Origin of the sequence: Polaribacter sp. P097 (genome assembly GCF_036864555.1) — a bacterium.
GTDB lineage: Bacteria > Bacteroidota > Bacteroidia > Flavobacteriales > Flavobacteriaceae > Polaribacter.
Map to the genome: position 1 here is coordinate 687384 of NZ_JAZETJ010000001.1, position 23146 is coordinate 710529.

Consider the following 23146-nt stretch of genomic DNA (forward strand, 5'->3'; position numbering starts at 1 on the left):
TCAAAAATTTTCATAGCTCTTATATTTCGAAAATACCATCATTGGTAAAACAATAATTCTTACAGTTTTTGGGCGCACTTCTAGTATTTAAACCTGTAAACAAACTAAATGCAGGTAAAATTAGTTGGTTATTTGTTACCTGAAAACAAGGTAATTTTATGCGTTGCTTACCTTTTCCTTTTATAAAAACCCCTGGATGTGTGTGCCCAGAAATTGTAAAATAATCTGTAGAAGGTATTACAAAATCATGCACAAATTTTAAGCAATTTAACACCAAATCCTTCTTGAAAACTTCGATTTTAAATTGTTCGTAAATCGAGTTAGAAAACCGATCATGATTTCCTTTTATTAATTGAATAGATAAATTAGAAAATTGGGTAAGCCAAGTTTTAAACTCATCTAAATCTGAATTGTATTCTGCATGAAATAAATCGCCAACTATAATTAAATTCTCTGCTTTAAAATGCAAAATGAGTTGTTTTAATCTTTCTAAATCTGTAGTTAAAACATTCTTAGGAATAGGAATTCCACTCTTTTGAAAGTGAGCAGATTTACCAATATGCAAATCACTCAGAATTAAACTTTTTTTAGCCTTCCAGTAAATTACACGTTGATTGGTAAGTTCTAAAACTTCATCATTACAAGGAATAGTTTTAGAAATAATAGAAATGTTTTGCATCATTTTAAAGCCTGCTTTTGTATACGCTCTATACGTTTGCTTAAGTCTTCGTTACTCATTGTACCTCTTAAACTATCTACTTTTAAAGGAAAGCTCAAAGGTGTAAAATTACTGGCTTTTTTCAAAATAATTTTACTCTTAGAAATACGTTGAAAAGCAGCTTGTAAACGTACTTTTTCTAGCTCATAATCAAACACTTCATTATAGGCTTGTTTCAGTAAAAGATTAGAAGGTTCATAATCATTCAACACTCTAAATATTAAACCAGATGATGATTGTAAACTTTTATTTGTTTTGCGTTTACCTGGCTGTGTTTGTATTACTAAACCAGCAACTACTGCAATATCTCTAAATTTACGTGAAGCCATTTCACTTGCATTAATGCTTGCTGTAACATCTTTAATTAAATTTTCTTTAGAAAATATAGCATTCATATTTTCTTCAGTTAACGGAATTTCTTGATCACTTAACAACTCAAAACCATAATCATTCATGGCAATAGTAAACGTTAATTTCTTAATTTGACTAATTCTGTATGCAATTAAAGAAGCCATAATTTCATGCACCAATCTACCCTCAAAAGGGTATACAAAAAGATGAAAACCTTCTTTGGTTTCTATCATTTCTATTAAAAATTCATCATGTCTTGGAATGTGCGAATTCGTTTCTTGTCTTTTTAATAAAGGATAGAGAAACTTAAGTTCTCTTTCTCTGTTATTTGGTGTTAAAGCATCACTTAGTTTTAATCGTAAAAAATGAGTTAAGCCAGATGTTAAAGGCAGTCTTCCTCCCATCCAACTTGGTGTTATTGCTTTTTTCTTTTTACTCCTTTTTACCAAAACTGTCATGTCTTTTATTTGTTGTATTTCTACAACTTTTCCTCCTAAAACAAAAGCATCACCTTTATTTAATTTAGAAATAAAATACTCTTCAACCATACCTATATATCCCCCAGAAAAGAATTTTACAAAAAGCATCACTTCACCCACAATTACCCCAATATTCATTCTATGATTCATGGCAATTCTTCTACTTTTTACTCTGTAAAAGCCATCATCTTCAAGCACTACTTTATGAAACTCCTCATAACTATTTAAGGTATTTCCACCTTGAGTAATAAAATGAATACACCAATCAAATTCTTCTTTTGTTAAGTAATGAAAGGCATGAATTTGTTTGATAAACGCATAAGTCTCCTCTGGTTTAAAACCTTCACCAACTGCAAGCGTTACCAAAAATTGCACTAAAATATCATAGGTTAATACGTAAGGTTGTCTTGCTTCAATTTCATTTTGCTTTACAGCTTCTTTTACTGCAGCAACTTCTATTAATTGTAATGAATGTGTAGGAACTGCATACATTTTAGAAGTTTCAAAGGGAGAGTGCCCACTTCTACCAGCTCTTTGCATAAAACGTGCAATTCCTTTTGCTGAACCAATTTGAATTACACAATCTACTGGTTTAAAATCTACCCCTAAATCTAATGAAGACGTACAAACTACAGCTTTTAACAATCCTTGAGATATTGCTTCTTCAATCCAATTACGCTGCACTTTATCTATAGAACCATGATGTATGGCAATTTGACCAATTAAATCTGGCTCTTCATCAATAATTATTTGATACCAAAGTTCACTTTGATTTCTTGTATTAGTAAATATTAAAGTAGTGGTATTTTCATAGATAATCGGAATTATTTTTGAGCTCATTTGTTTACCCAAATGACCTGCCCAAGACAATTCTTCTACTTGATCTGGCAACAAAGAAGTAATCTTAATTCTCTTCTTTTCTTTAGCACGAATCATGGTAGTTTTTACATCATAAGGAATTAAAACGTCTTTTGCCTCTTCTAAGTTGCCTATGGTTGCAGAAATTCCCCAAACTCTTAACTTGGGTGATAAATTTCGAATTCTTGCTATTGCTATTTCTGTTAAAACACCACGTTTAGAACCCAACAATTCATGCCATTCATCTACAGCAATACAAGTAACATTTTTAAACCATCTTGAGTTTTTCTTTTGAGAAAATAATAAGTGTAGGGTTTCTGGAGTTGTCAATAAAACGTCTGGCATTAAACGTTCTTGACGTCTTCTATCTTTAGTAGCTGTGTCTCCATTTCTAACTTCTACTGCCCAATCTAAACCTATTTCTTCTACAGCATCATTCATTGCTTTTGCCAAATCTTTGGCCAAAGACCTTAAGGGACTAATCCAAATTAATTTTAATCCTTTTTTATATTTCCCTGGATGATTTAAATAATCGATAACAACTGCTAGAAAAACCGAAAATGTTTTTCCAAATCCAGTTGGAGCTACCACCATTCCACTAAAATTGTTATGATAACGTTCCCAAGTTTGCGACTGAAAACTAAAAGGTTCATGACCTTTTTCTTGCATCCAGTTTTGAATGATTTGATAACCTTGGGTTTGTTTAAAGTTGCTCAAAAAATAGTTTTTAGTAGTTGATTTTTAATTGGCTTCAATTAATGCTTTTACACTTTCTATGGAGTCAATATCTTTTACAGTTTTGTCTTTTCGCCAACGTTTCATTCTTGGAAAACGCAATGCAACTCCACTTTTGTGACGTTTGCTATAGGCAATACCTTCAAAAGCAATTTCGAAAACTAATTCTGGTTTTACAGTTCTTACTGGTCCAAATTTTTCAATTGCATTTTTATTTACCCATCTAGAAATTTCTGTAATTTCTTTATCTGTTAAACCAGAATATGCTTTGGCTACTGTAACTAATTTCTCTTCGTTTTGAACTGCAAAGGTGTAATCTGTGTATTTCGAACTTCTTCTTCCACTTCCTTTTTGCGCATAAATCATAACTGCATCTATGGTTAAAGGATCTACTTTCCATTTCCACCATTCACCTTTTTTACGACCTACATGATATTTAGAAGATTTCTTTTTTAGCATTAAACCTTCGCTATTGAAACTTCTTGCAGCATTTCTTAAATCATCTAATTCATTCCATTTTTTAAATTGAATTACTTCTGATAGTTTTAATATATCACTTGTATTTTGTGTAAATAGCTCTTCTAATTTATCTCTTCTTTGCGCCATTGATTCTTGCCTTAAATCAATATGATTTATCTCAAGAATATCATAAACATACAAACCAACTGGCACTTCTTCTAGTAACTTTCTAGTAACATTTTTACGGTTTAACCGTTTTTGCAAATCGTTAAATAACAATACTGCACTGTCTTTTATGGCTAAAATTTCTCCATCTATAACAAAACTTCCTGGTAATTGCGAAACTGCTTCTACAATTTCTGGAAACTGTTGTGTAACCAATTCCTCTCCTCTAGACCAAATAAAAACTTCATCTTCTCTTTTTATGATTTGACCACGAATACCATCCCATTTATACTCAACCTGCCATTCATTTTCACTACCCAAATCTTCTAAATCTTTTTCTAAAGCATAAGCCAAGCAGAAAGGATAGGGTTTTGAATTGTCATAATTAATATGTTCACCACTCAATAATTCATCAAAAGAAATGGTGTTTGGTGTCCAATTACCAATTATACTGTGCATTAATTGATTTGCATCTATATCCGATAATTTTGCCAAGGCATTTACTAGTGTTTTTTTAGAAACGCCAATTCGAAAACTTCCACCAATCAATTTATTAAAAATTAAACGTTCTTGGGCTTTTAAGCCATTCCAAGAATTTAAAACATATTCTCTTTTCTCATCATCTGTTTTTGATTTTAGGTTGATGAGTTCATCAATCCAAACATGTAATGGTTTTTCAATTTCATTTTCTGGATTTGGCAATAACAAGGCTAAAGTTTCGCCTAAATCTCCTACAGAAGAATAACTTTCTAAAAAAAGCCATTCAGGTAATTGAGTAACTTGCATGCACCACTCTTTCATTAAGTTCGATTTTACAGGTCTGCTTGGTCTTTTACCTGTAAATAAAGCGATTAACCACAACTTATCTTTATCTGGAGCTACTTTAAAATAATTGACTAGTGCTTCAATTTTAGCATTCGTTTTATTGGTGATTTCAATAGCACTTATAAGGTTAGAAAAGTCTTTCATAGCTAAACAGTTTCGGTTTTTAAAGTGTCTTGTTTTGCTAATTCATCTTCTCCATATTCTGTTTTCAACTCATGTGCTTCAATACCTATTTCGTTCAAATATTTAGAAAAAACAGCTTGAGAGCCATGAGTTACATAGACTTTTTCTGCTTCTGTAGCTTTTACAGCTTCTAGCAAACCATCCCAATCTGCATGATCACTTACTGCAAAACCTGCATCTACTCCTTTCCATCTTCTGTTTCCACGAATATGCATCCATCCTGAACAAATAGCAGTAGCTGCGTTTGGAATACGTTTTAACATTTTAGAACCTAATAAAGCTGGTGGTAGAATTACAATTTTGTTTTGAATCTCTTTTTTATTGAAATCTGATGTTATTAGGGTAGTATCTGGAATATTAATGCCTGAATTAGAAATGGCATTGTTTAAATTATTAATGGCAGAATGCACAAAAATATCATCTACACCTTCTACCAACTTCATAATTCTTTGAGCTTTACCTAAACTGTAACCAATAAAAACGCTTGTTCTATTATTTTGCTGATTTTGTAACACCCAATTTTGAAGTTCGTTTTGCAATTCTAATTCACTTTTCCATTTATAAATAGGCAAACCAAAAGTACTTTCTGTAATGAACTCATTACATTTTACAGGCTCGAAAGGTACTGTAAGAAAGTCTGGTTGGGTTTTATAATCACCAGAAAATACAATTACATAACCTTTATATTCTAAACGAATTTGTGCAGAACCAATAATATGACCTGCAGGATAAAAAGAAACTTTTACTCCGTTAATAGTTTTAGGTTCGTTATACCCCATACTTTCTATGGAGATATCTTGCCCAATTCTGTGTTTTAAAATTGCTTTAGAATCATTATGACATAAATAGTGTTTGTTACCCCATCTTGCATGATCTGCATGACCGTGTGAAATTATAGCATAGTCTACAGGATACCATGGATCTAAATAGAACTTACCTGGAATGCAATAAATACCTTTTTTTGTAAACTTTATAAAATTCAAACTGTAGATTTTAGTAAAGATAAAAAATGGATTGCAGTTCCCTACAATCCATTTTTATTATTAATTAATTTTAACAGTTGCAATTTACCATCCAACTAATTCCGTATTTGTCTGTACATCTTCCAAAATAACCCCATTCTCTTTCTCTAAAATTATGATGTGTTATTCCTTCTGCTGATAAGTTATTAAATACATCTTCTGCTTCATCTTTATCAGTTAAATCTACGCTAATGCTAATTGTATTTCCGTTGTTTAATGGTGTATCTGGAGCTGCATCATAAGCCATTAAGTGAATGCCTTTACCTTTTAACTCTGCATGTTGCAATTTTTTTCTGTAGTTTAATGGAACATCAATCTTTTTATCTTCATAGGTTTCTTTGTTCTTTATATCTGCATTAAATAAGTCTCCATAAAAATTTAATGCTTCCTGACAATTACCATCAAACGCTAAATAAGCTTGTACCTTCATTTTTCAAATTTTTTATTGTTAATACTTGTTTTCACAAAATTAATTACTGATTGAAAAATAAATTTGCTGCTTTGCAATTATTGATAACTCTATTGATATTAATTTCTAGAAACACCCTCTAACAACCAATCTTCAATTTCTTCGTCTCCACTTGAATGTAGCACAGAAATATCTCCTGTAGATTCAAAAACAACTGCTTTAATTTCTGATATTCTAATTACGTTTGCTTCTCTTAACTTACCTTGTAAATCACTTTCTGTAACTTTGGCCTTTTTTAGATTATCCCAAAGTATTTTATCTTTATCCATAAGAAGTAAAGGTGAATTGTCTACTGTTTTACAAAAGAAATCGAACCTTCTTAAAAATGCAGTTATTGCTTGGAGTAAGAAGATACATGTTAACCCAAACAAGCCATCGAACAAAGGCACAGATTTGCTTAACAGTGTTGATGCAATAACACTACCAATTGCTATGGTACATGCAAAATCGAAACTAGACATTTTAGAAAAACTGCGTTTTCCAAACATTCTCGTTAATACAATAATACCGATATAAACAGCAATTGTAGAGATTAAAATAAATTTTAGATTCATACTATTTGTGTAGATCCACTCTTTCATAAGATTCCTTTTTTTTTCAAAAATAAAAAACTCCAACCTTTCAGTTGGAGTTTTTCGCGTTTTAAATAATCAAATAACTGACTAGCTCCTTAAATCTTTAATAATATCTAAGGCTTGCTTTGTCATACTTTCAATTTTATCTAAATCAAAATTACCATTAGCATCTTTTGCTATTAATTTTGATCCCATTCCAACACAAGTAGCACCTGCATTGAACCATCCTTCTAAATTTTCTCTGGTTGGAGATACACCACCTGTTGGCATAATACTTGTCCATTGACAAGGGCCTTTAATTGCTTTTACGAAGTCTGGACCGTAAATTCCACCTGGAAATAATTTTACGATTTCACATCCTAATTCTTCTGCTCTTGCAATTTCTGTTAAAGAACCACAACCTGGAGACCATAATACTTTACGTCTATTACAAACCAAAGCAATATCTTCTCTTAAAACTGGAGTTACAATAAAGTTAGCACCATTTTGCATGTATAGTGAAGCTGCAGCTGCATCTGTTACAGAACCAACTCCCATAATCATACCTGGTAATTCTGCAATTGCATATTTGGTAAGTGCTGTAAAAACTTCTAAAGCAAAATCACCACGTGCTGTAAATTCTAATAATCTTGCTCCACCATCATAACACGCTTTTAAAACTTTTTTACTTGTTTCTATATCACTGTTAAAAAATAAAGGCACCAAACCTGTATCTTTCATTACTTGTGCTACTTCTAATCTTGAATATTGTGCCATAATTTATTGGTTTTATCTTGCTACTCTTCCAGAAGCATCACCTCCCATTAATTTTTCTACTTCAGATACAGTTACTAAGTTAGCATCTCCTTTAATTGTATGTTTTAAACATGAGGCTGCAACTGCAAAATCTAATGCATTTTGATCATCTTCTGGGTATTTTAATAATCCGTAAATTAAACCTCCCATGAAAGAATCTCCTCCACCAACTCTATCTACAATATCTGTAATTTGATATTGGCGAGTTTCGTACATTTTAGAACCATCATACAAAACACCAGCCCAAGTATTGTGAGAAGCAGAAATAGAACCTCTTAAAGTTGTAATTACTTTTTTAGCTCTTGGAAATTTCTCCATCATTTGCTTACAAACAGATAAAAAAGCCTCTGCTTTAACATCATGACCATGTTTATGTACATCTAAACCTTCAGGATGAATACCAAAATGTTTTTCTGCATCTTCTTCATTACCTAAAATAATATCACAGTAAGAAGTAATTTCTGTCATTATTTTTTCTCTATGAGCATCATCACAATAGGTCCATAATTTTGCTCTATAATTTAAATCTGTAGAAATAGTAACTCCTTTTGCGCTAGCTGCTTTAACAGCTTCTAAACAAACGTCTGCTGCTCCTTGAGAAATTGCAGGTGTAATACCTGTCCAATGAAACCATTCTACACCTTCAAAAACACTATCCCAATCAATCATTCCAGATTCAATTTCTGAAATTGCAGAATGTGCTCTATCATAAACTACTTTAGAACCTCTAGATACAGCTCCTGTTTCTAAAAAATAAATTCCTAAACGATCTCCACCATAAACAATTTTATCAACGCCAACTCCGCGTTTTCTCATCTCCATCATTGCACATTCACCAATGTCATTCTTTGGTAAACGTGTTACAAAATCTACATCTACGCCATAATTTGCTAATGAAACTGCTACGTTAGATTCTCCTCCACCATAAACTACATCAAAGTTATTTGCTTGTGAAAATCTTAAAAATCCTTGTGGAGCTAATCTTAACATGATTTCTCCAAATGTTACTACTTTTCCCATGAAATATTATAAAAAATTAATTTGGTTAAACGTTTAACCATTGTATTAAAATAAAATCAAAACCTATATTTTACAATTTGTTTTGATTCTAATCTTTCAAACCGTACTTTTGTTTAAACGATTAAGCAAATATATATAAATTTGGCTAAAAAAAACAAAACTACCATAAAAGATATTGCAAATGTCTTAAACATTTCTACAGCAGCTGTTTCAAAAGCGCTGCATAATGATAGTAGAATTAGTGAAAAAACAAAGAAAGCAGTAAGACAAGTTGCCGAAAATTTAAACTATCAGCCTAACCATTTAGCCAGTGCTTTACGAAGTGGAAAAAGTAAACTTATTGGTGTTATTGTGCCAAAAACAAACAGTAACTTCTTTTCCTCTGTTATTCATAATATAGAAGAAGGCCTAAATAAAGAAGGGTATAACATTATTATAACGCAATCTAACGAATCTTATAAAAAAGAGTGTGCAAACATTGATGCACTTCTTTTTACCCAAGTAGATGGTATTATTGCATCTATGGCAAATGAGACTGTAAATTTAGATCATTATGAAAAAATTAAAGCTGCAGGAATTCCGTTAATCACTTTTGATAGAGGTGAAAATGATTTGAATGTTGATTATATTGGTATTGATGATTATAACAGTAGCCATATTATTGTAGATCATTTAGTAGAACAAGGTTGTAAAAGAATTGCACATATTGGTGGTTTTAAAAGAACACGAATTTATAATAACAGAATTCGAGGATATACAGACGCATTAAAAAAACACAAATTACCTCTCGATAAAGAACTTTTAATTGAAAGTAGTTTAACCAAAGAAGATGGTAGAGCAAAAATGCAAGATTTACTTAATCTGAAAGACAGACCAGATGCTGTTTATGTTGCTGGAGATTATGCTGCTTTGGGTGTTTTAGAGCTTTTAAAAGAACAAAACATTTCAATACCAAATGAAATTGCATTGGTAGGTTTTGGTAACGAACCTTTCACAGATATTGTTAGCCCTAAAATTACAAGTGTTAATCAACATAGTTACGAAATTGGAAGAATAGCTGCTAGAACATTTTTAGAATACGAAGGTCAGCAGGAAATTAAACAAACCTTAAAGAAGAATATTTTAGAAGCAGAGTTGATTGTTAGAGAATCTTCGAAAAGAAAATAAAGTCCATAAAAAAAGCAACTAAACTTCTTTCGAAAATTAGTTGCTTTTGTTGGCCTACAAGGACTCGAACCTTGAATGACGGTACCAAAAACCGGTGTGTTACCAATTACACCATAGGCCAATGCTTTATTGAGGGTGCAAATTTAAAGTAAAGTTTTAAATTCACAAACATTTTTTTAAAAATTTTACTTTTAACAAACTTTTATGAGGAATTAGTCATTTAGAAAATGGCACAAAACCTTCTTTTTTTCATATTTATTAGTACATTCGCTAAGATATTATTACTTGAAAAATGACAGTAGAAAATTATAAAAAATGGAACATCATTTTAGGGTGGGTTACATTTGCAATTGCCTTAATTACTTATAGTTTAACTTTAGAACCAACTGTAAGTGCTTGGGATGTTGGAGAATATATTGCTACCTCTGTAAAATTAGAAGTTGGGCATCCTCCAGGAGCACCTCTATTTCAAATGTTAGGTGCGTTTTTTGCAATGTTTACTACAGACGTTTCACAAATTGCAAAAATGGTAAACTTTATGTCTGCTCTAGCCAGCGCATTTACCATTTTATTCATGTTTTGGACTATTAGTAATTTGGCTTTAAAACTATCTGCAAAGACAGGTAATGTATCTAAAGGTAAAAGAATAGCTGTACTAGGTAGTAGTTTGGTTGGTTCTTTAACCTATACTTTTTCAGATAGCTTTTGGTTTAGTGCAGTTGAAGGCGAAGTTTATGCAATGTCATCATTTTTAATGGCTCTTTTATTTTGGCTAGGTTTAAAATGGGAAAGCGAAATTCATACACCAAGAGGTAATAAATGGTTAGTTCTTATAAGTTTTGTAGTAGGTTTATCTTTTGGAGTGCACATTCTTTCGTTGTTGGTAATACCAGCAATTGTAATGTTATATTTCTTTAAGACGTACAAAAACATCAACCTTAAAACCTCTGCAATTGCTACAATTTTCTCAGTATTTGTTCTGATCTTGGTTTTTAAATTTATATTTCCTTTTACTTTAAAATTCTTTAGTGCATCAGAATTATTTTTTATCAACTCTGTTGGTTTGCCTTACAATTCTGGTAGTATTATTGCTGCAATTATATTAGTAGCTCTTTTCTTTTTTGGTTTAAAGTTTACCAGAAAGAAAAACAAGCTAACTGCAAATACTTTAATCTTATCCTTATTATTTATAGTTATTGGTTTTTCATCTTGGATGATGCTACCTATACGAGCAAATGCAAATACAACTATTAATGAGAATAACCCTTCTAGTGCAAGAGAATTGTTAGCTTACTATGAGCGTGAACAATATGGAGATGCTAATGTTTTTTACGACACATATTACTCTAACAAGTATAGTGATGAAAGAGACAGAGAAAACCCTACTAGAGATGATAAACCTAAGTATGAAAAGAAAGATGGTAAATACGTAATTGTTAATGTTTACAAAGATGTATTACCTAATTATTCAGATAAACATAAAGGATTTATTCCAAGAATGGTAAATCCTGCTTCAGAAGAAAAATACAAAGCTATTGCTGGTATTCCAAAAAACAGCCAAAGAAGACCAACTTTTGCAGAAAATATAAAGTTTATGGTTAGCTATCAATTTGGCTATATGTATGGACGTTATTTTATGTGGAATTTTGTAGGTAGACAAAATGATATTCAAGGAAGATTAGATATTTTTAATGGAAACTGGTTGAGTGGAATTGATTTTATTGATGAAGCAAGACTAGGATCGCAAGAAATGTTGCCTTGGCAAGCTTTATTAAATAAAGGTAGAAACACCTATTATTTCTTACCTCTATTATTAGGTTTAGTTGGTTTGTTTTTTCAAATAAAGTGGGACAAACGAAACTTCTTTGCACTATTTCTATTCTTTGCCTTCACTGGTTTTGCAATTATTTTTTACACAAATCCAAAACCTTTTGAACCTAGAGAAAGAGATTATGCAGTTGTAGGTAGTTTTTACATTTTTGCAATTTGGGTAGGTTTTGGAGTCTTAGCACTTTATGAGTACCTTAAAAATTTCGCAACCCGTAAAAAAGTAGCTATTGCAGTAACTGTACTTTGTTTATTAGGGGTACCAACTTTAATGGCTTTTCAAAACTGGGATGACCATGATAGGTCTAATAGATACACCACTCGTTTAAATGCACAAGCGTATTTAGAAAGCACGGATCCTAATGCTATTATGTTTACCATTGGTGATAATGATACTTTTCCTCTTTGGTATATGCAAGAAGTAGAAGGCATTAGAACCGATGTGAAACTGGTTAACACAAGTCTTTTTCAAACAGATTGGTACATAGACCAAATGAAGAAAAAGAGTTATGATGCAGAACCTATTCCATCTCAATTAACACATGATGAATACAAATATGGAACATTAGATGTTGCTTACTATTTTCAAGAATTATTTCCTCAACTAAAAGATTCTGTTTTAGATTTAAACGATTTCATGAAATGGATTAGAAGTGATAGCAAAAGAACTTTTTACGATTTAGATGAAGATGGTAATCCTGAAAAGATTTTACCAACCAACAAAATTCGTATTCCTGTAAACAAAGAAAATGTATTAAAAAACGGAATTGTAGCTCAGAAAGATGCCGATAAAATTGTGCCTTATATCGATATTACTATTGATAGAGCCATTGCTAAAAACACTATTTTAATGCTAGACATCTTAAATAATTTTAATTGGGAAAGACCAATTTATTTTACAGGTGGCTCTAACACAAATAGCGAATATATTTGGCTGAAAGACTATTTACAATTAGATGGTGTTGCTTTTAAATTAGTACCAATAAAAACACCAACTAAAGTTTACAATGAAAATGGACAGGTAGTTCGTGAACTTACGCTCTTTGATATTGGTAGAATCGATCCTGATAAAATGTACAGCAATGTCAAGAAATGGGAATGGAGAAATATTAACGATGGTAAAATCTATTTAGATGAGCAAACCAAAAGAAACGTTATTTCTTTGAGAAATAGTTTAATACGTTTATCTGCAGCATTTGCGGAAGAAGGTGATACTATTAAAGCAATCGAAGTTTTAGACCTTTCTTTAGAGAAAATGCCAATTGAAGATTTTGACCACTATAGCTTGTCTATGGATTATCCAGAAATGTATTATCAATTAGGTGAAGTTAAAAAAGCGAGAACAGCAGCAGAAGATTTAATTCGTTTATTTAGAGAAAAATTAATTTGGTTTAGCACCTTTTCATCTGATGATTTTGATATCATTTTCGAAGAATTTGATGTTACCTTTAGATATTTATATAGAGGTGTTATAGATCAAGTTTCACGATACGATTCAGATCAAGAATTCATACAAGAATTACAAGATGAGTTTAACAAAACGCTAAATCTTTTTCAGCATATCATGCCAGAAGAAACAGAATAAAAAAAAACCGCAAACTTTAAAGTTTGCGGTTTTTTTTAATAATATAATTTCTTAAACGTATTTCTGAACCAAACCAATTAAGGTATTTGCATCTTGAAAACCTGTTTGACGCCATTTCATTTCTCCATTTTTATAAATCATAAAAGTAGGATTACCTTTAACTCTTAAAGCATCTGCCAAGGTTTCATTTTTCTTAATATCAATCTTAATTACTTTTGCTCTATCACCCAATGCTGCAGCAACATCTCTTAAGGTATCTACTGTGGCTTGCACATCATCCCAATCTTGATAAAAGTCAATTAAAACTGGTTTCTCAACACTAATTAATTCTCCAAATTTTGTCATAACTGTATTTTTTTAAACTAAAAAAATAATATAGTTTTTGTGTCTATTGCTACAAATATAGCAATTCTAATTAAATAAGCTGATAATCAGGCTTTTTTCAATTCTATAACTGTTATTTCTGGCCAAATACCAACTCTACCAGGAAAAGCATGATAACCAAAACCTCTATTTACATTTATAAATCGACCAAACTCTTCATACAAGCCAGCCCATTGTTTGTAAACATATTGAGAAGGACTCCATTTTAAAAATCCTGGAATCTCAATTCCCATTTGTAAACCATGAGTATGACCACTTAACGTTAAATGATAATTAAAATCGTCTTTCTTTACTTTTTCTTGCCAATGACTAGGATCATGACTCATTAATATTTTAAAATCGTCTTTACTTACACCAGCTGAAGCCTTTGCCAAATCTCCTGCTTGGTTAAATCCTTTTCCCCAATTTTCTACACCCAAAAGAGCAATTTTCTCGCCATCTTTTTCAATATACCTGTGTTCATCAAGCAACAAATCAAAACCAATTCTTCTGTGAATATTCTTTACTTTCTCGAAATTATCAATTTTATCTTGTGGCGTTTTCCAATCCATATAATCTCCATAATCATGATTTCCTAGAATTGCGTATTTGCCTTCTTTTGCTGTAAGTTTATCAAAAACATCAATCCAATCATCCATTTCATCTGCCTTATTATTTACAATATCACCTGTAAATAATAATAAATCTGATTGCTGCTCATTAATTAAATCTACCCCATATTGTATTTTTTCTCTATTGGTAAAACTACCTGAGTGAATGTCTGAAATTTGAGTAATGGTATAACCATCGAATGCTGCTGGTAAATCATCAAAAGTTAATTGATACTTAATGACTTTATAGTTGTATTTACCTTGTATAATACCGTAAATAAAAGAAACAAATGGTATAGCAGCAATACCTAAAGCCAATTGAGAAATAAATTTTCTTCTACTAGGTATTGGCTGTGTTTCTCCATTAGAAACTGCAGATATTAATTTTACAATCCATCTATAAACATCTTCTCCAAAGAGAAAAATAATTACCACTAATTTTGGTATCGAAAAGGTTAACAATAACCCCATTGCCATTTGAAATTGCGGTGTTTGCCCATTACCTCTATCATAGGTTAGCATGGTAATTAAAAAGTTAATATAAACAGCAATACTAACTACTAAAAATGAAAAGCGAACCCACTTATTTTTAGATAATGTTTTAAATGCTTGAAAAGTATAAATCTCTACTGCAACAATTACAATAACTAAGATTATTAAAGGAATTAACCAACGAGGCATAGAAGTTGTTTTTTAGAATTCACAAAGATAACTGTTAAAAAACGATTGATTTTTAACAACTTGTTAAAGTTTTTCTTAGATTTATAAGATTAATTTTCAAGGTATATGGATGCAATTGTGGCTTTTTTTGAGAACCTAACTAGTGTACAAAAACTAATATGGATTATAAGTTGTTTGGCTGTTTTTTGGATATTAGAAGGTATTTACCCCCTCAAAAAACACAAATACAACAAATGGAAGCATGCCAAAACCAACTTTGTTTTATTAGGTTCAACAATATTAATAAATGTTGTTTTTGGGCTTTTAACTGTAGGTATTTTTCTTTGGTTAGATACTAATAATTTTGGCTTGTTAAATTTAGTTGATTTTCCTGTTTGGGTAGAGGTTATTTTAGCTATAATGATACTAGACTTTATGTCTCAATATGTGGTGCATTTTATGCTACATAAAATACCAGTAATGTGGCGTTTTCACACTGTGCATCATAGTGATAGGCATGTAGATGTAACTTCTGGCACAAGACATCATCCAATAGATTTTATATTTAGAGAAACCTTTGCTCTATTAGGCATTATTATAGCAGGTTTACCTCTAGCCTATTATTTAATTTACCGAATTTTAACCGTGCTTTTTACCTATTTTTCACACGCAGATATTCAACTACCTCCTTGGTTAGATAAGGCTATTAGTTACGTTTTTATCTCACCTAATACTCATAAATTTCATCATCATCATGTAATGCCTTGGACAGACACTAATTTTGGAAATATTTTTTCTTTTTGGGATAGAATCTTTGGAACCTTCATTTATGAAGATACAAATGATATTATTTATGGTGTAGATATTTTGGATGCGGAAAAATCAGATGATGTACTTTATCAACTAAAAGCACCTTTTCAAAAAGGCCTAAAATCAGCAGAATATAAAGGGTAATTTATTTTAGTTTTTGTAGTTTTATCTTTTAAGAAATAAAGATAAAATGGCAGATCAAAAAAGACTTTTTCTAGTTGATGCTTATGCATTAATTTTCAGAGGATATTACGCATTTATAAAGAACCCAAGAATAAACTCTAAGGGTCTAGATACATCTGCTATTATGGGGTTTATGAACTCTCTATTAGATGTTATTAAACGTGAAAGACCAGATCATTTAGCAGTATGTTTTGATAAAGGTGGTAGCACAGATAGAGTAGAAATGTTTCAAGAATACAAAGCAAATAGAGATGCTACTCCAGAACCAATTACGCAAGCAATACCTTACATCTGCAATATTTTAGAAGCCATGCACATACCAATTATGGTTAAAGAAGGTTTTGAGGCAGATGATGTTATAGGTACACTTTCTAAGCAAGCAGAGAAAGAAGGTTTTAAAACCTTTATGGTTACTCCCGATAAAGATTTTGCACAATTAGTTTCAGAAAATATCTTCATGTACAAGCCACGTTTTGGAGGTGGTTATGACATTTGGGGTGTTCCAGAAGTTTTAGAAAAATTTCAAGTTACAGATCCTTTACAAGTAATCGACTTTTTAGGAATGATGGGTGATTCTGCAGATAACATTCCTGGTTTACCTGGAGTTGGTGAAAAAACTGCAAAGAAATTCCTAGCGCAATTTGGTTCTATGGAAGGCTTATTGGCTAACACAGATCAATTAAAAGGTAAAATGAAAGAAAAGGTAGAAGCAAATGGTGAACTTGGTTTACTTTCTAAAAAGCTTGCTACGATTATGTTAGATGTTCCTGTTTCTTTCAATGCCAAAGATTTTACATTAGATCAGCCAGATGTAGAAAAAGTAAAAGAAATCTTTAATGAATTAGAATTCAGAAACCTTTTAACAAACTTCTTAAAAACATTTGCTACAGAAACCACCACAAAAACAGCTGAAATAGATACTAAAAGTGAAAGCAACACTAAAAAATCGGCAACAAATGCAGAAGGTCAGTTTGATTTATTTGCAGCACCTGGTTCTGGCAGTATCACTCAAGAAGAAAGTTTATCTGGCTTTAAAACCATAAACAACACAAATCATTTTTATCAGCACATAGATAGTGCATTATCTCGTAAACTGTTAATTAAAAAATTATTACAACAACCTTCTGTTTGTTTTGATACAGAAACTACAGGATTAAAAGCATTAGAAGTTGAGTTAATAGGTATTGCATTTTCTTATGAAAATGGTAAGGGATACTATGTTTCATTTCCAGAAAATCAAGAAGAAACAAAAGCTATTTTAGAGGAATTTAGACCATTTTTTGAATCAGAAACGATAGAGAAGGTTGGTCATAATTTAAAATATGATATTAAGGTTTTATCTAATTACAACATGCCTGTTAAAGGTAAATTGTTCGATACTATGATTGCTCATTACCTCATCAACCCTGATATGAGGCATAATATGGATGTTTTGGCTGAAACGTATTTGAATTACCAACCAGTTTCAATCACAGAACTAATTGGTAAAAAAGGTAAAAATCAGCTTTCTATGAGGGTTGTTCCTATAAAAGATCAAACAGAATATGCTGTTGAGGATGCAGATATTACCTATCAACTAAAACAGCACTTTACCAAAGAATTAGATAGTGGTAATGTTACTGAACTTTTTAACAAAGTAGAATTGCCTTTAGTATCTGTTTTAACAGCTATGGAAATTGAAGGAATCAATGTAGATACAGACTTTCTAAAACAACTTTCTACGGCTTTAACTGATGACATAAATAGATTAGAAAAAGAAATTTACGAACAGGCAGGAGAAGAATTTAATATCGCCTCTCCAAAACAATTAGGAATTGTTTTGTTCGAAAATATGAAGTTGGTAGATAAGCCTAAAAAAACCAAAACAGGTCAATATAAAACAGGCGAAGATATTTTATCATTCTTAGCTAAAGACCATAAAATAATTAGAGACATTCAAGAATATAGGCAATACAAAAAACTACAAAGTACCTATGTTGATGCCTTACCTAACGAAATAAATAAAAAAACAGGTAGAATTCACACACAATACATGCAAGCTGTTGCTGCAACTGGTAGATTAAGCTCTAACAATCCTAACCTACAAAACATACCAATAAGAACTGAAAGAGGACGTGAAGTGCGTAAAGCATTTGTACCAAAAGACGAAAATTATGTTTTATTGGCAGCTGATTACAGCCAAATAGAATTGCGAATTATTGCAGCTTTAAGTAAAGAAGAAACCATGATAAATGCTTTTAAAAATGGCGAAGATATTCATGCTTCTACTGCTGCTAAAGTTTTTGGTGTTGATATAAATGATGTTACTCGCGAACAAAGAAGTAATGCCAAAACTGTAAACTTTGGTATTGTTTATGGAGTATCTGCTTTTGGTTTAAGTAACCAAACAGAATTAAGCAGAGGTGAAGCCAAAGAATTGATTGATACGTATTATGAAACATATCCTAAGTTAAAAGCATACATGTCTGCTCAAGTAGATTTTGCTAGAGAACATGGTTATGTAGAAACCGTTTTAAACAGACGTAGGTATTTAAAAGACATTAATTCTAGAAATGCTATGGTGAGAAGTGGTGCAGAAAGAAATGCCGTGAACGCTCCAATACAGGGCTCTGCTGCAGATATTATAAAACTAGCCATGATTAATATTCATAATAGATTCATTCAAGAAGGTTTTAAATCTAAAATGTTATTGCAGGTGCATGATGAATTGGTTTTCGATGCTCATAAAGATGAATTAGAAATTATTAAACCTATTATAAAACACGAAATGGAGAATGCATTTAAAATGACTGTACCATTAGATGTAGAAATGGGAATTGGCCAAAATTGGTTAGAAGCGCATTAGATTCATTTTTGCCATAATTTAAATCGTTATTATTTACCATAAACACGATTATTACAAGTTTAATTCAATTTTTGGCTTTTTAAGTAGTGTTCACAAACTTTTATCATCAATGATGAATTTCGAGTTTCATAAAATTTTAATTGTTTTACTACTATTAATTGCTTCAAGTTGTAGCACTTCTAAAACCATGCTTATGAATGATTCTATATTTATGGAGACTTTTGATAAAAAGAGCGACTTTAAAAATAATTGGATTAATAATTCTTGGAAAAGCCCTGCTACTTATAAGCTTGAAGATGGCAAACTAAAGTTTTCAACCAGACCAAATACAAATGATAGAGTTAAAATTAGAAGTAAGAAAACATTTACAACTGGCAGCTATACATGGAGAATTCTAGTTCCTAAATTCACACTTTTTGAACAAGTAAGTGTTGGCGCGTTTTTATATCATAATGATAAAGAAGAATTTGAATTTGATTTTGAAATTGGCTCTGGTCAAAAAAAAGATCGAGAGAAAATAGGCTTAAAACTTGATGAAGCAATAGTGTATTGTGTATCTCAATTTTCACCTTCCAACTCTAGTCACTTTCCTGTTAAGATGGGAGAATATGTTAATTTTAGAATGGAATTAATTGACGTTCAAGGTTTCTATTTAGTAAAATGGTTTATTAATGACAAGCTAGTAAAAGAACTACAGACTAAGGTTAAAAGTAATATTGAATTCAGAGTACACTGTAGTCTTGAAAACTTGTTTTTTATGGGAGATACTCCATCTAAATCAGAAAACACAGTTCTTTTTGATGCATTTACATACCAAAAATAAAAAGAGGTAGATTTTCATCTACCTCTTTTTTTCTTTTTCCAATTTTTAATTCTTTTTCTTAGCAAACTGTATTATTTATTATCTACAATTTTATCCATCTTTTTAATTTCTTCATTGTACTCTTCAATGGCTGCTTCAATTTTTCCTTTTTTAAACTCTTCATTGAATTCTTCAATTGCACTCTCATGAATCCTTACATATTCTTGCACAGTTTCATCCAATTCCTCTTTTAAATCATCAAACTTTTCTGATAATTCTTCTAAGTTTTCTTTCATTTCATTTTCAGAAGCATCAGCATCTTCTATTAACTCTAAGTACTCTTTCTGCACGTCTGAAACATCTTCCATAACTTCTTCTGTTTTTAACCAAGCAGGAATTGAATTACCAAGATTTGCAATTCTGTAGTTCATGTTTTTTATACGTTGAGCAGTGGTCAAATAGTTTGCCTTTCTAATTTCTGCCAACTCATAATTTACTACTGTATAATCTCTCCAATCATCAAAACCAGCAATTCCATTTGCATCTAAATCGTATACAATTGGTTCTTGTTCTTTCATTTTATAAGTTCTAGTTTTCACCTCAACCTCAGCTATTTTTTCAGTGTTCATATCAGCATCAACCTCTACATTATCTTTTTCAACCTCTACAACCTCTATTATTTCCTCATTATCTGCGTTCTCTTTCTTTACATCACAAGAAACCATCATAAAACTGGTAACAGTTAATGCAGTTGCAAATAATTTTATTGATTTCATTTTTATAGTTTTCATAATTCTTGATTTTATTTGATACAAAACTAAAGCAATACCAAACTTTGATTTAACGCAATAAATGTAATTGTTAACTCTATGAATAAATTTCGAAGGAACTTAATTCTCATTTTCATTAATCAATTAATAGTCGTAAACTAAGTATCTTTGCACTGCAAAACTATGATACCAAAACATTTTCATTTTTTTAAAAGGGATATTTCCAAGATAAAATTACCCGAAAAATTTACCTTTCCTTTTTATTATCAACCTCATCATTTAGCAGAAGTTGCGACTAAAGAATTGCAAGATTACTTGTCTATTCAAAAAGATTTTAATCATAATTTTGGATTAAACGAAAGTGAAACAACAGATGCAATTGGTAAAATGTTCGGTGTTTTAGTGGTAAAAAATATAGAAGATGAGATAGGTTATTTGGCAGCATTTTCTGGTAAATTACAAGACAAAAGTTTACCAGATAAATTTGTGCCACCCGTTTTTAATATGAGAACAGAAGGTAGTTTTTATATTAAAGGAGAGCTAGAAATAGATGCTATAAACGCAGAGCTAACCAAACTAAATGAAAATTCGGAATATAAAGAGCAACTAAAAACCTTAAAAGAATTAGAACTATCTATTGCCAAAGATTTAGAGCAACAACGTAAAAAAATAAACAAAGCTAAATCTTTAAGAAAGCAAAAAAAGAAAGATGCCAAAACTAGTTTAACTAGCAATGATTTTAAAAAACTAGAAGAACAGCTTAAGCAAGAAAGTTACAATCAGCAGTTTTTCTATAAAGAATTGGTCTCTTATTATGATGATAAACTAAATGACCTTAGAGCAAAATTAAATAGGTTTACCAATAAAATAGAGGCATTAAAATTAGAACGTAAAGAAAAGTCTAACTTTTTACAACAAACCTTATTTAGCAAATATGCATTTCTAAATAAAGATAAAGAGTCAAAAACCTTATTAGAAATTTTTAATGACCCAGAAGTACAACCTTCTGCAGGTTCTGGTGAGTGTGCAGCTCCTAAATTATTGCAATACGCTTTTGCCAACAACCTAAAACCCATATGTATGGCTGAATTTTGGTGGGGAATTTCGCCAAACTCGGCTATTAGAAAACATAAAAATTATTATCCTGCATGTCAAAGTAGATGCAAACCAATTTTGGGGCATATGTTGCAAAATATAAAAATGGATTCTAATTCTTTATTGACTAATTTATCATCAGAAAAAAACTTAGAAATTATTTTTGAAGACGATGATTTAATTGTGGTTAACAAACCTGCTGAATTTTTATCTGTGCCTGGCAAAACAATTAAAGATTCTGTGTATACAAGAATTAAAAATCAATATCCTAATGCTACTGGCCCACTAATAGTGCATCGATTAGACATGTCTACCTCTGGCATTTTAGTACTTACTAAAACCAAAGAAGCCAATAAAATTGTTCAAAGTCAGTTTATAAACAGAACTGTTAAAAAAAGATATGTAGCCTTGTTAGATGGAATGCTAACCAAAGAAAGTGGTAAAATTAAATTGCCCTTAAGAGTTGATTTAGATGATAGGCCAAAGCAATTGGTAGATTTTATTCATGGCAAAAATGCAGAAACAAAATGGACCAAAATTAGCATTGAAAACGGTAAAACACGTGTTTACTTTTATCCTATTACAGGTAGAACTCATCAATTAAGAGTGCATTCAGCACATAAAAACGGTTTAGATACACCTATAATTGGTGATGATTTATATGGGAATAAATCGAATAGATTGCATTTACATGCAGAACAAATTTCATTTATACACCCAACTACTAAAGAGAAAATGACTTTTAAAGTTGATGCTGATTTTTAGAGCTATAAAAGTTTTTTATGTGTAATTTTGTGGTTTATGAGCATTATTTCTAAAGACATACAAAAAGCTATTTCAATTTTAGAGAACGAAGAGTTGGTGGCTATTCCTACTGAAACTGTATATGGTTTGGCTGGTAATATCTTTAGTGAAAAAGCCATAAAATCTATTTTTGAGACCAAACAAAGACCTTTATTTAATCCGTTAATTGTTCATGTTTCTGGTATCGATCAATTAGATAAAATTGTAGCTGAAATTCCTGCAAAAGCAAAATTACTAGCAGAAAAATTTTGGCCTGGTTCAATGACTTTGGTTTTAAAAAAGAACCCAAATATTCCAGATTTAATTACGGCTGGTAAAAGTACGGTTGCTGTTAGAATACCAAACCACAAAACAACTTTAGAGCTATTGTCTAAATTACCTTTTCCTTTAGCTGCTCCAAGTGCAAATCCTTTTAATAACATTAGCCCCACAAAACCAGAACATGTAGCGCGTTATTTTAAAGAAAATCTTAAAATGGTTTTAGATGGTGGTACTTGTAAAAACGGAATTGAATCAACCATAATTGGCTTTAATAATAATGAGCCAGTTATCTATAGATTAGGAGCTTTGGCTTTAGAAGAAATAGAAAATGTTGTAGGACCAGTATCTGTAATGAATGAAAAAGAGAAAAATCCAGATGCCCCAGGAATGCTACAAAAGCATTATGCACCCAAAACCAAAACTATTTTAACTACAAATGTAAAAGGTGAAATAGAGAAATACAAAACTTCAAAAATTGGTGTTTTATCATTCTCTACATCGTTTAAAGATAATACTATTGATGCAGAAATTAGGCTATCCAGATCTAATAATCTACAGGAAGCTGCCTCTAATTTATACGATTCTATGCATCAATTAGATCATTTAAATTTAGATGTAATTATTGTAGAAAAACTGCCAGAATTTGGTCTAGGAAAATCGATGAACGACAGATTAAAACGTGCTGCATTTTAACATAATTCATTATCAA

General features: G+C 31.1%; 18 protein-coding genes and 1 tRNA gene. 7 read left to right on the top strand and 12 right to left on the bottom strand.

Annotated features, from left to right (window positions below; genetic code table 11):
* Positions 1-19 precede the first annotated feature (19 nt).
* From pdeM to V7R38_RS03280, 8 genes are all read right to left on the bottom strand, one after another.
* Positions 20-682, bottom strand: a complete 663-nt coding sequence (gene pdeM / locus V7R38_RS03245) for a ligase-associated DNA damage response endonuclease PdeM (RefSeq protein ID WP_334056031.1) — start codon at positions 680-682, stop codon at positions 20-22.
* A complete protein-coding gene (locus V7R38_RS03250; protein WP_334056032.1) occupies positions 679-3123 on the bottom strand; it encodes a ligase-associated DNA damage response DEXH box helicase in 2445 nt (814 codons plus the stop codon). The genes pdeM and V7R38_RS03250 overlap by 4 nt, the downstream gene beginning before the upstream one ends.
* Positions 3124-3147: 24 nt before the next feature.
* Positions 3148-4734 carry an ATP-dependent DNA ligase gene (locus tag V7R38_RS03255; protein ID WP_334056033.1) on the bottom strand — a complete coding sequence of 529 codons (1587 nt, stop codon included), beginning with the start codon at positions 4732-4734 and terminating at the stop codon, positions 3148-3150.
* 2 nt (positions 4735-4736) lie between these two features.
* The gene (locus V7R38_RS03260; protein WP_334056034.1) at positions 4737-5756 is read right to left on the bottom strand and encodes a ligase-associated DNA damage response exonuclease; all 1020 of its coding nucleotides are present in this window, start codon (positions 5754-5756) and stop codon (positions 4737-4739) included.
* Between the two features lie 70 nt (positions 5757-5826).
* Positions 5827-6225, bottom strand: a complete 399-nt coding sequence (locus V7R38_RS03265; protein ID WP_015481771.1) for a VOC family protein — start codon at positions 6223-6225, stop codon at positions 5827-5829.
* Between the two features lie 98 nt (positions 6226-6323).
* Positions 6324-6845, bottom strand: a complete 522-nt coding sequence (locus V7R38_RS03270; protein WP_334056035.1) for a DUF421 domain-containing protein — start codon at positions 6843-6845, stop codon at positions 6324-6326.
* An 81-nt stretch (positions 6846-6926) separates the two neighbouring features.
* Positions 6927-7595, bottom strand: coding sequence for a bifunctional 4-hydroxy-2-oxoglutarate aldolase/2-dehydro-3-deoxy-phosphogluconate aldolase (locus tag V7R38_RS03275; RefSeq protein ID WP_334056036.1), 669 nt, complete (start codon positions 7593-7595; stop codon positions 6927-6929).
* Positions 7596-7607: 12 nt separating this feature from the next.
* Complete coding sequence (locus V7R38_RS03280; protein ID WP_015481768.1) at positions 7608-8654, bottom strand: sugar kinase; 1047 nt, start codon at positions 8652-8654, stop codon at positions 7608-7610.
* Between the two features lie 141 nt (positions 8655-8795).
* Between V7R38_RS03280 and V7R38_RS03285 the strand changes: the two genes are divergently transcribed.
* Positions 8796-9821: a LacI family DNA-binding transcriptional regulator gene (locus V7R38_RS03285; protein WP_334056037.1), complete on the top strand. Its 1026-nt coding sequence runs from the start codon at positions 8796-8798 to the stop codon at positions 9819-9821.
* 49 nt (positions 9822-9870) lie between these two features.
* Here the strand turns inward: V7R38_RS03285 and V7R38_RS03290 are convergent.
* Positions 9871-9942, bottom strand: a tRNA-Gln gene (locus V7R38_RS03290).
* 171 nt (positions 9943-10113) lie between these two features.
* Between V7R38_RS03290 and V7R38_RS03295 the strand changes: the two genes are divergently transcribed.
* Positions 10114-13233: a glycosyltransferase family 117 protein gene (locus tag V7R38_RS03295; RefSeq protein ID WP_334056038.1), complete on the top strand. Its 3120-nt coding sequence runs from the start codon at positions 10114-10116 to the stop codon at positions 13231-13233.
* Positions 13234-13284: 51 nt separating this feature from the next.
* On the opposite strand, the gene V7R38_RS03300 is transcribed toward V7R38_RS03295, so the two are convergent.
* Positions 13285-13578, bottom strand: a complete 294-nt coding sequence (locus tag V7R38_RS03300) for a thioredoxin family protein (RefSeq protein ID WP_015481765.1) — start codon at positions 13576-13578, stop codon at positions 13285-13287.
* Between the two features lie 86 nt (positions 13579-13664).
* Positions 13665-14888, bottom strand: a complete 1224-nt coding sequence (locus tag V7R38_RS03305; protein WP_334056039.1) for a metallophosphoesterase — start codon at positions 14886-14888, stop codon at positions 13665-13667.
* Between the two features lie 105 nt (positions 14889-14993).
* On the opposite strand from V7R38_RS03305, the gene V7R38_RS03310 reads away from it, so the two are divergent.
* The 3 genes from V7R38_RS03310 to V7R38_RS03320 all read left to right on the top strand — a co-directional run bounded on the left by V7R38_RS03310 (position 14994) and on the right by V7R38_RS03320 (position 19528).
* The gene (locus tag V7R38_RS03310; RefSeq protein WP_334056040.1) at positions 14994-15821 is read left to right on the top strand and encodes a sterol desaturase family protein; all 828 of its coding nucleotides are present in this window, start codon (positions 14994-14996) and stop codon (positions 15819-15821) included.
* A gap of 46 nt (positions 15822-15867) precedes the next feature.
* Positions 15868-18705 (top strand): DNA polymerase I, encoded by a 2838-nt coding sequence (gene polA, locus V7R38_RS03315; RefSeq protein WP_334056041.1) that lies wholly within the window; start codon positions 15868-15870, stop codon positions 18703-18705.
* Positions 18706-18898: 193 nt separating this feature from the next.
* Positions 18899-19528 (top strand): hypothetical protein, encoded by a 630-nt coding sequence (locus tag V7R38_RS03320; protein WP_334056042.1) that lies wholly within the window; start codon positions 18899-18901, stop codon positions 19526-19528.
* 71 nt (positions 19529-19599) lie between these two features.
* On the opposite strand, the gene V7R38_RS03325 is transcribed toward V7R38_RS03320, so the two are convergent.
* Positions 19600-20283, bottom strand: coding sequence for a hypothetical protein (locus V7R38_RS03325; protein WP_334056043.1), 684 nt, complete (start codon positions 20281-20283; stop codon positions 19600-19602).
* Between the two features lie 177 nt (positions 20284-20460).
* On the opposite strand from V7R38_RS03325, the gene V7R38_RS03330 reads away from it, so the two are divergent.
* Together V7R38_RS03330 and V7R38_RS03335 are read left to right on the top strand one after the other, a co-directional pair.
* Positions 20461-22137: an RluA family pseudouridine synthase gene (locus V7R38_RS03330; RefSeq protein WP_334056044.1), complete on the top strand. Its 1677-nt coding sequence runs from the start codon at positions 20461-20463 to the stop codon at positions 22135-22137.
* Positions 22138-22173: 36 nt separating this feature from the next.
* Entirely contained in the window at positions 22174-23130 is a 957-nt protein-coding gene (locus V7R38_RS03335) for an L-threonylcarbamoyladenylate synthase (protein WP_334056045.1), read from the top strand.
* Positions 23131-23146: the final 16 nt, after the last annotated feature.

Excerpts from the sequence above, each read along its gene's own strand:
- pdeM (WP_334056031.1), bottom strand. The coding sequence starts at position 682 with ATGATGCAAAACATTTCTATTATTTCTAAAACTATTCCTTGTAATGAT.
- V7R38_RS03255 (WP_334056033.1), bottom strand. The coding sequence starts at position 4,734 with ATGAAAGACTTTTCTAACCTTATAAGTGCTATTGAAATCACCAATAAA.
- V7R38_RS03265 (WP_015481771.1), bottom strand. The coding sequence starts at position 6,225 with ATGAAGGTACAAGCTTATTTAGCGTTTGATGGTAATTGTCAGGAAGCA.
- V7R38_RS03270 (WP_334056035.1), bottom strand. The coding sequence starts at position 6,845 with ATGAAAGAGTGGATCTACACAAATAGTATGAATCTAAAATTTATTTTA.
- V7R38_RS03275 (WP_334056036.1), bottom strand. The coding sequence starts at position 7,595 with ATGGCACAATATTCAAGATTAGAAGTAGCACAAGTAATGAAAGATACA.
- V7R38_RS03280 (WP_015481768.1), bottom strand. The coding sequence starts at position 8,654 with ATGGGAAAAGTAGTAACATTTGGAGAAATCATGTTAAGATTAGCTCCA.
- V7R38_RS03295 (WP_334056038.1), top strand. The coding sequence starts at position 10,114 with ATGACAGTAGAAAATTATAAAAAATGGAACATCATTTTAGGGTGGGTT.
- V7R38_RS03300 (WP_015481765.1), bottom strand. The coding sequence starts at position 13,578 with ATGACAAAATTTGGAGAATTAATTAGTGTTGAGAAACCAGTTTTAATT.
- V7R38_RS03305 (WP_334056039.1), bottom strand. The coding sequence starts at position 14,888 with ATGCCTCGTTGGTTAATTCCTTTAATAATCTTAGTTATTGTAATTGTT.
- V7R38_RS03310 (WP_334056040.1), top strand. The coding sequence starts at position 14,994 with ATGGATGCAATTGTGGCTTTTTTTGAGAACCTAACTAGTGTACAAAAA.
- polA (WP_334056041.1), top strand. The coding sequence starts at position 15,868 with ATGGCAGATCAAAAAAGACTTTTTCTAGTTGATGCTTATGCATTAATT.
- V7R38_RS03320 (WP_334056042.1), top strand. The coding sequence starts at position 18,899 with ATGAATGATTCTATATTTATGGAGACTTTTGATAAAAAGAGCGACTTT.
- V7R38_RS03325 (WP_334056043.1), bottom strand. The coding sequence starts at position 20,283 with ATGAAATCAATAAAATTATTTGCAACTGCATTAACTGTTACCAGTTTT.
- V7R38_RS03330 (WP_334056044.1), top strand. The coding sequence starts at position 20,461 with ATGATACCAAAACATTTTCATTTTTTTAAAAGGGATATTTCCAAGATA.
- V7R38_RS03335 (WP_334056045.1), top strand. The coding sequence starts at position 22,174 with ATGAGCATTATTTCTAAAGACATACAAAAAGCTATTTCAATTTTAGAG.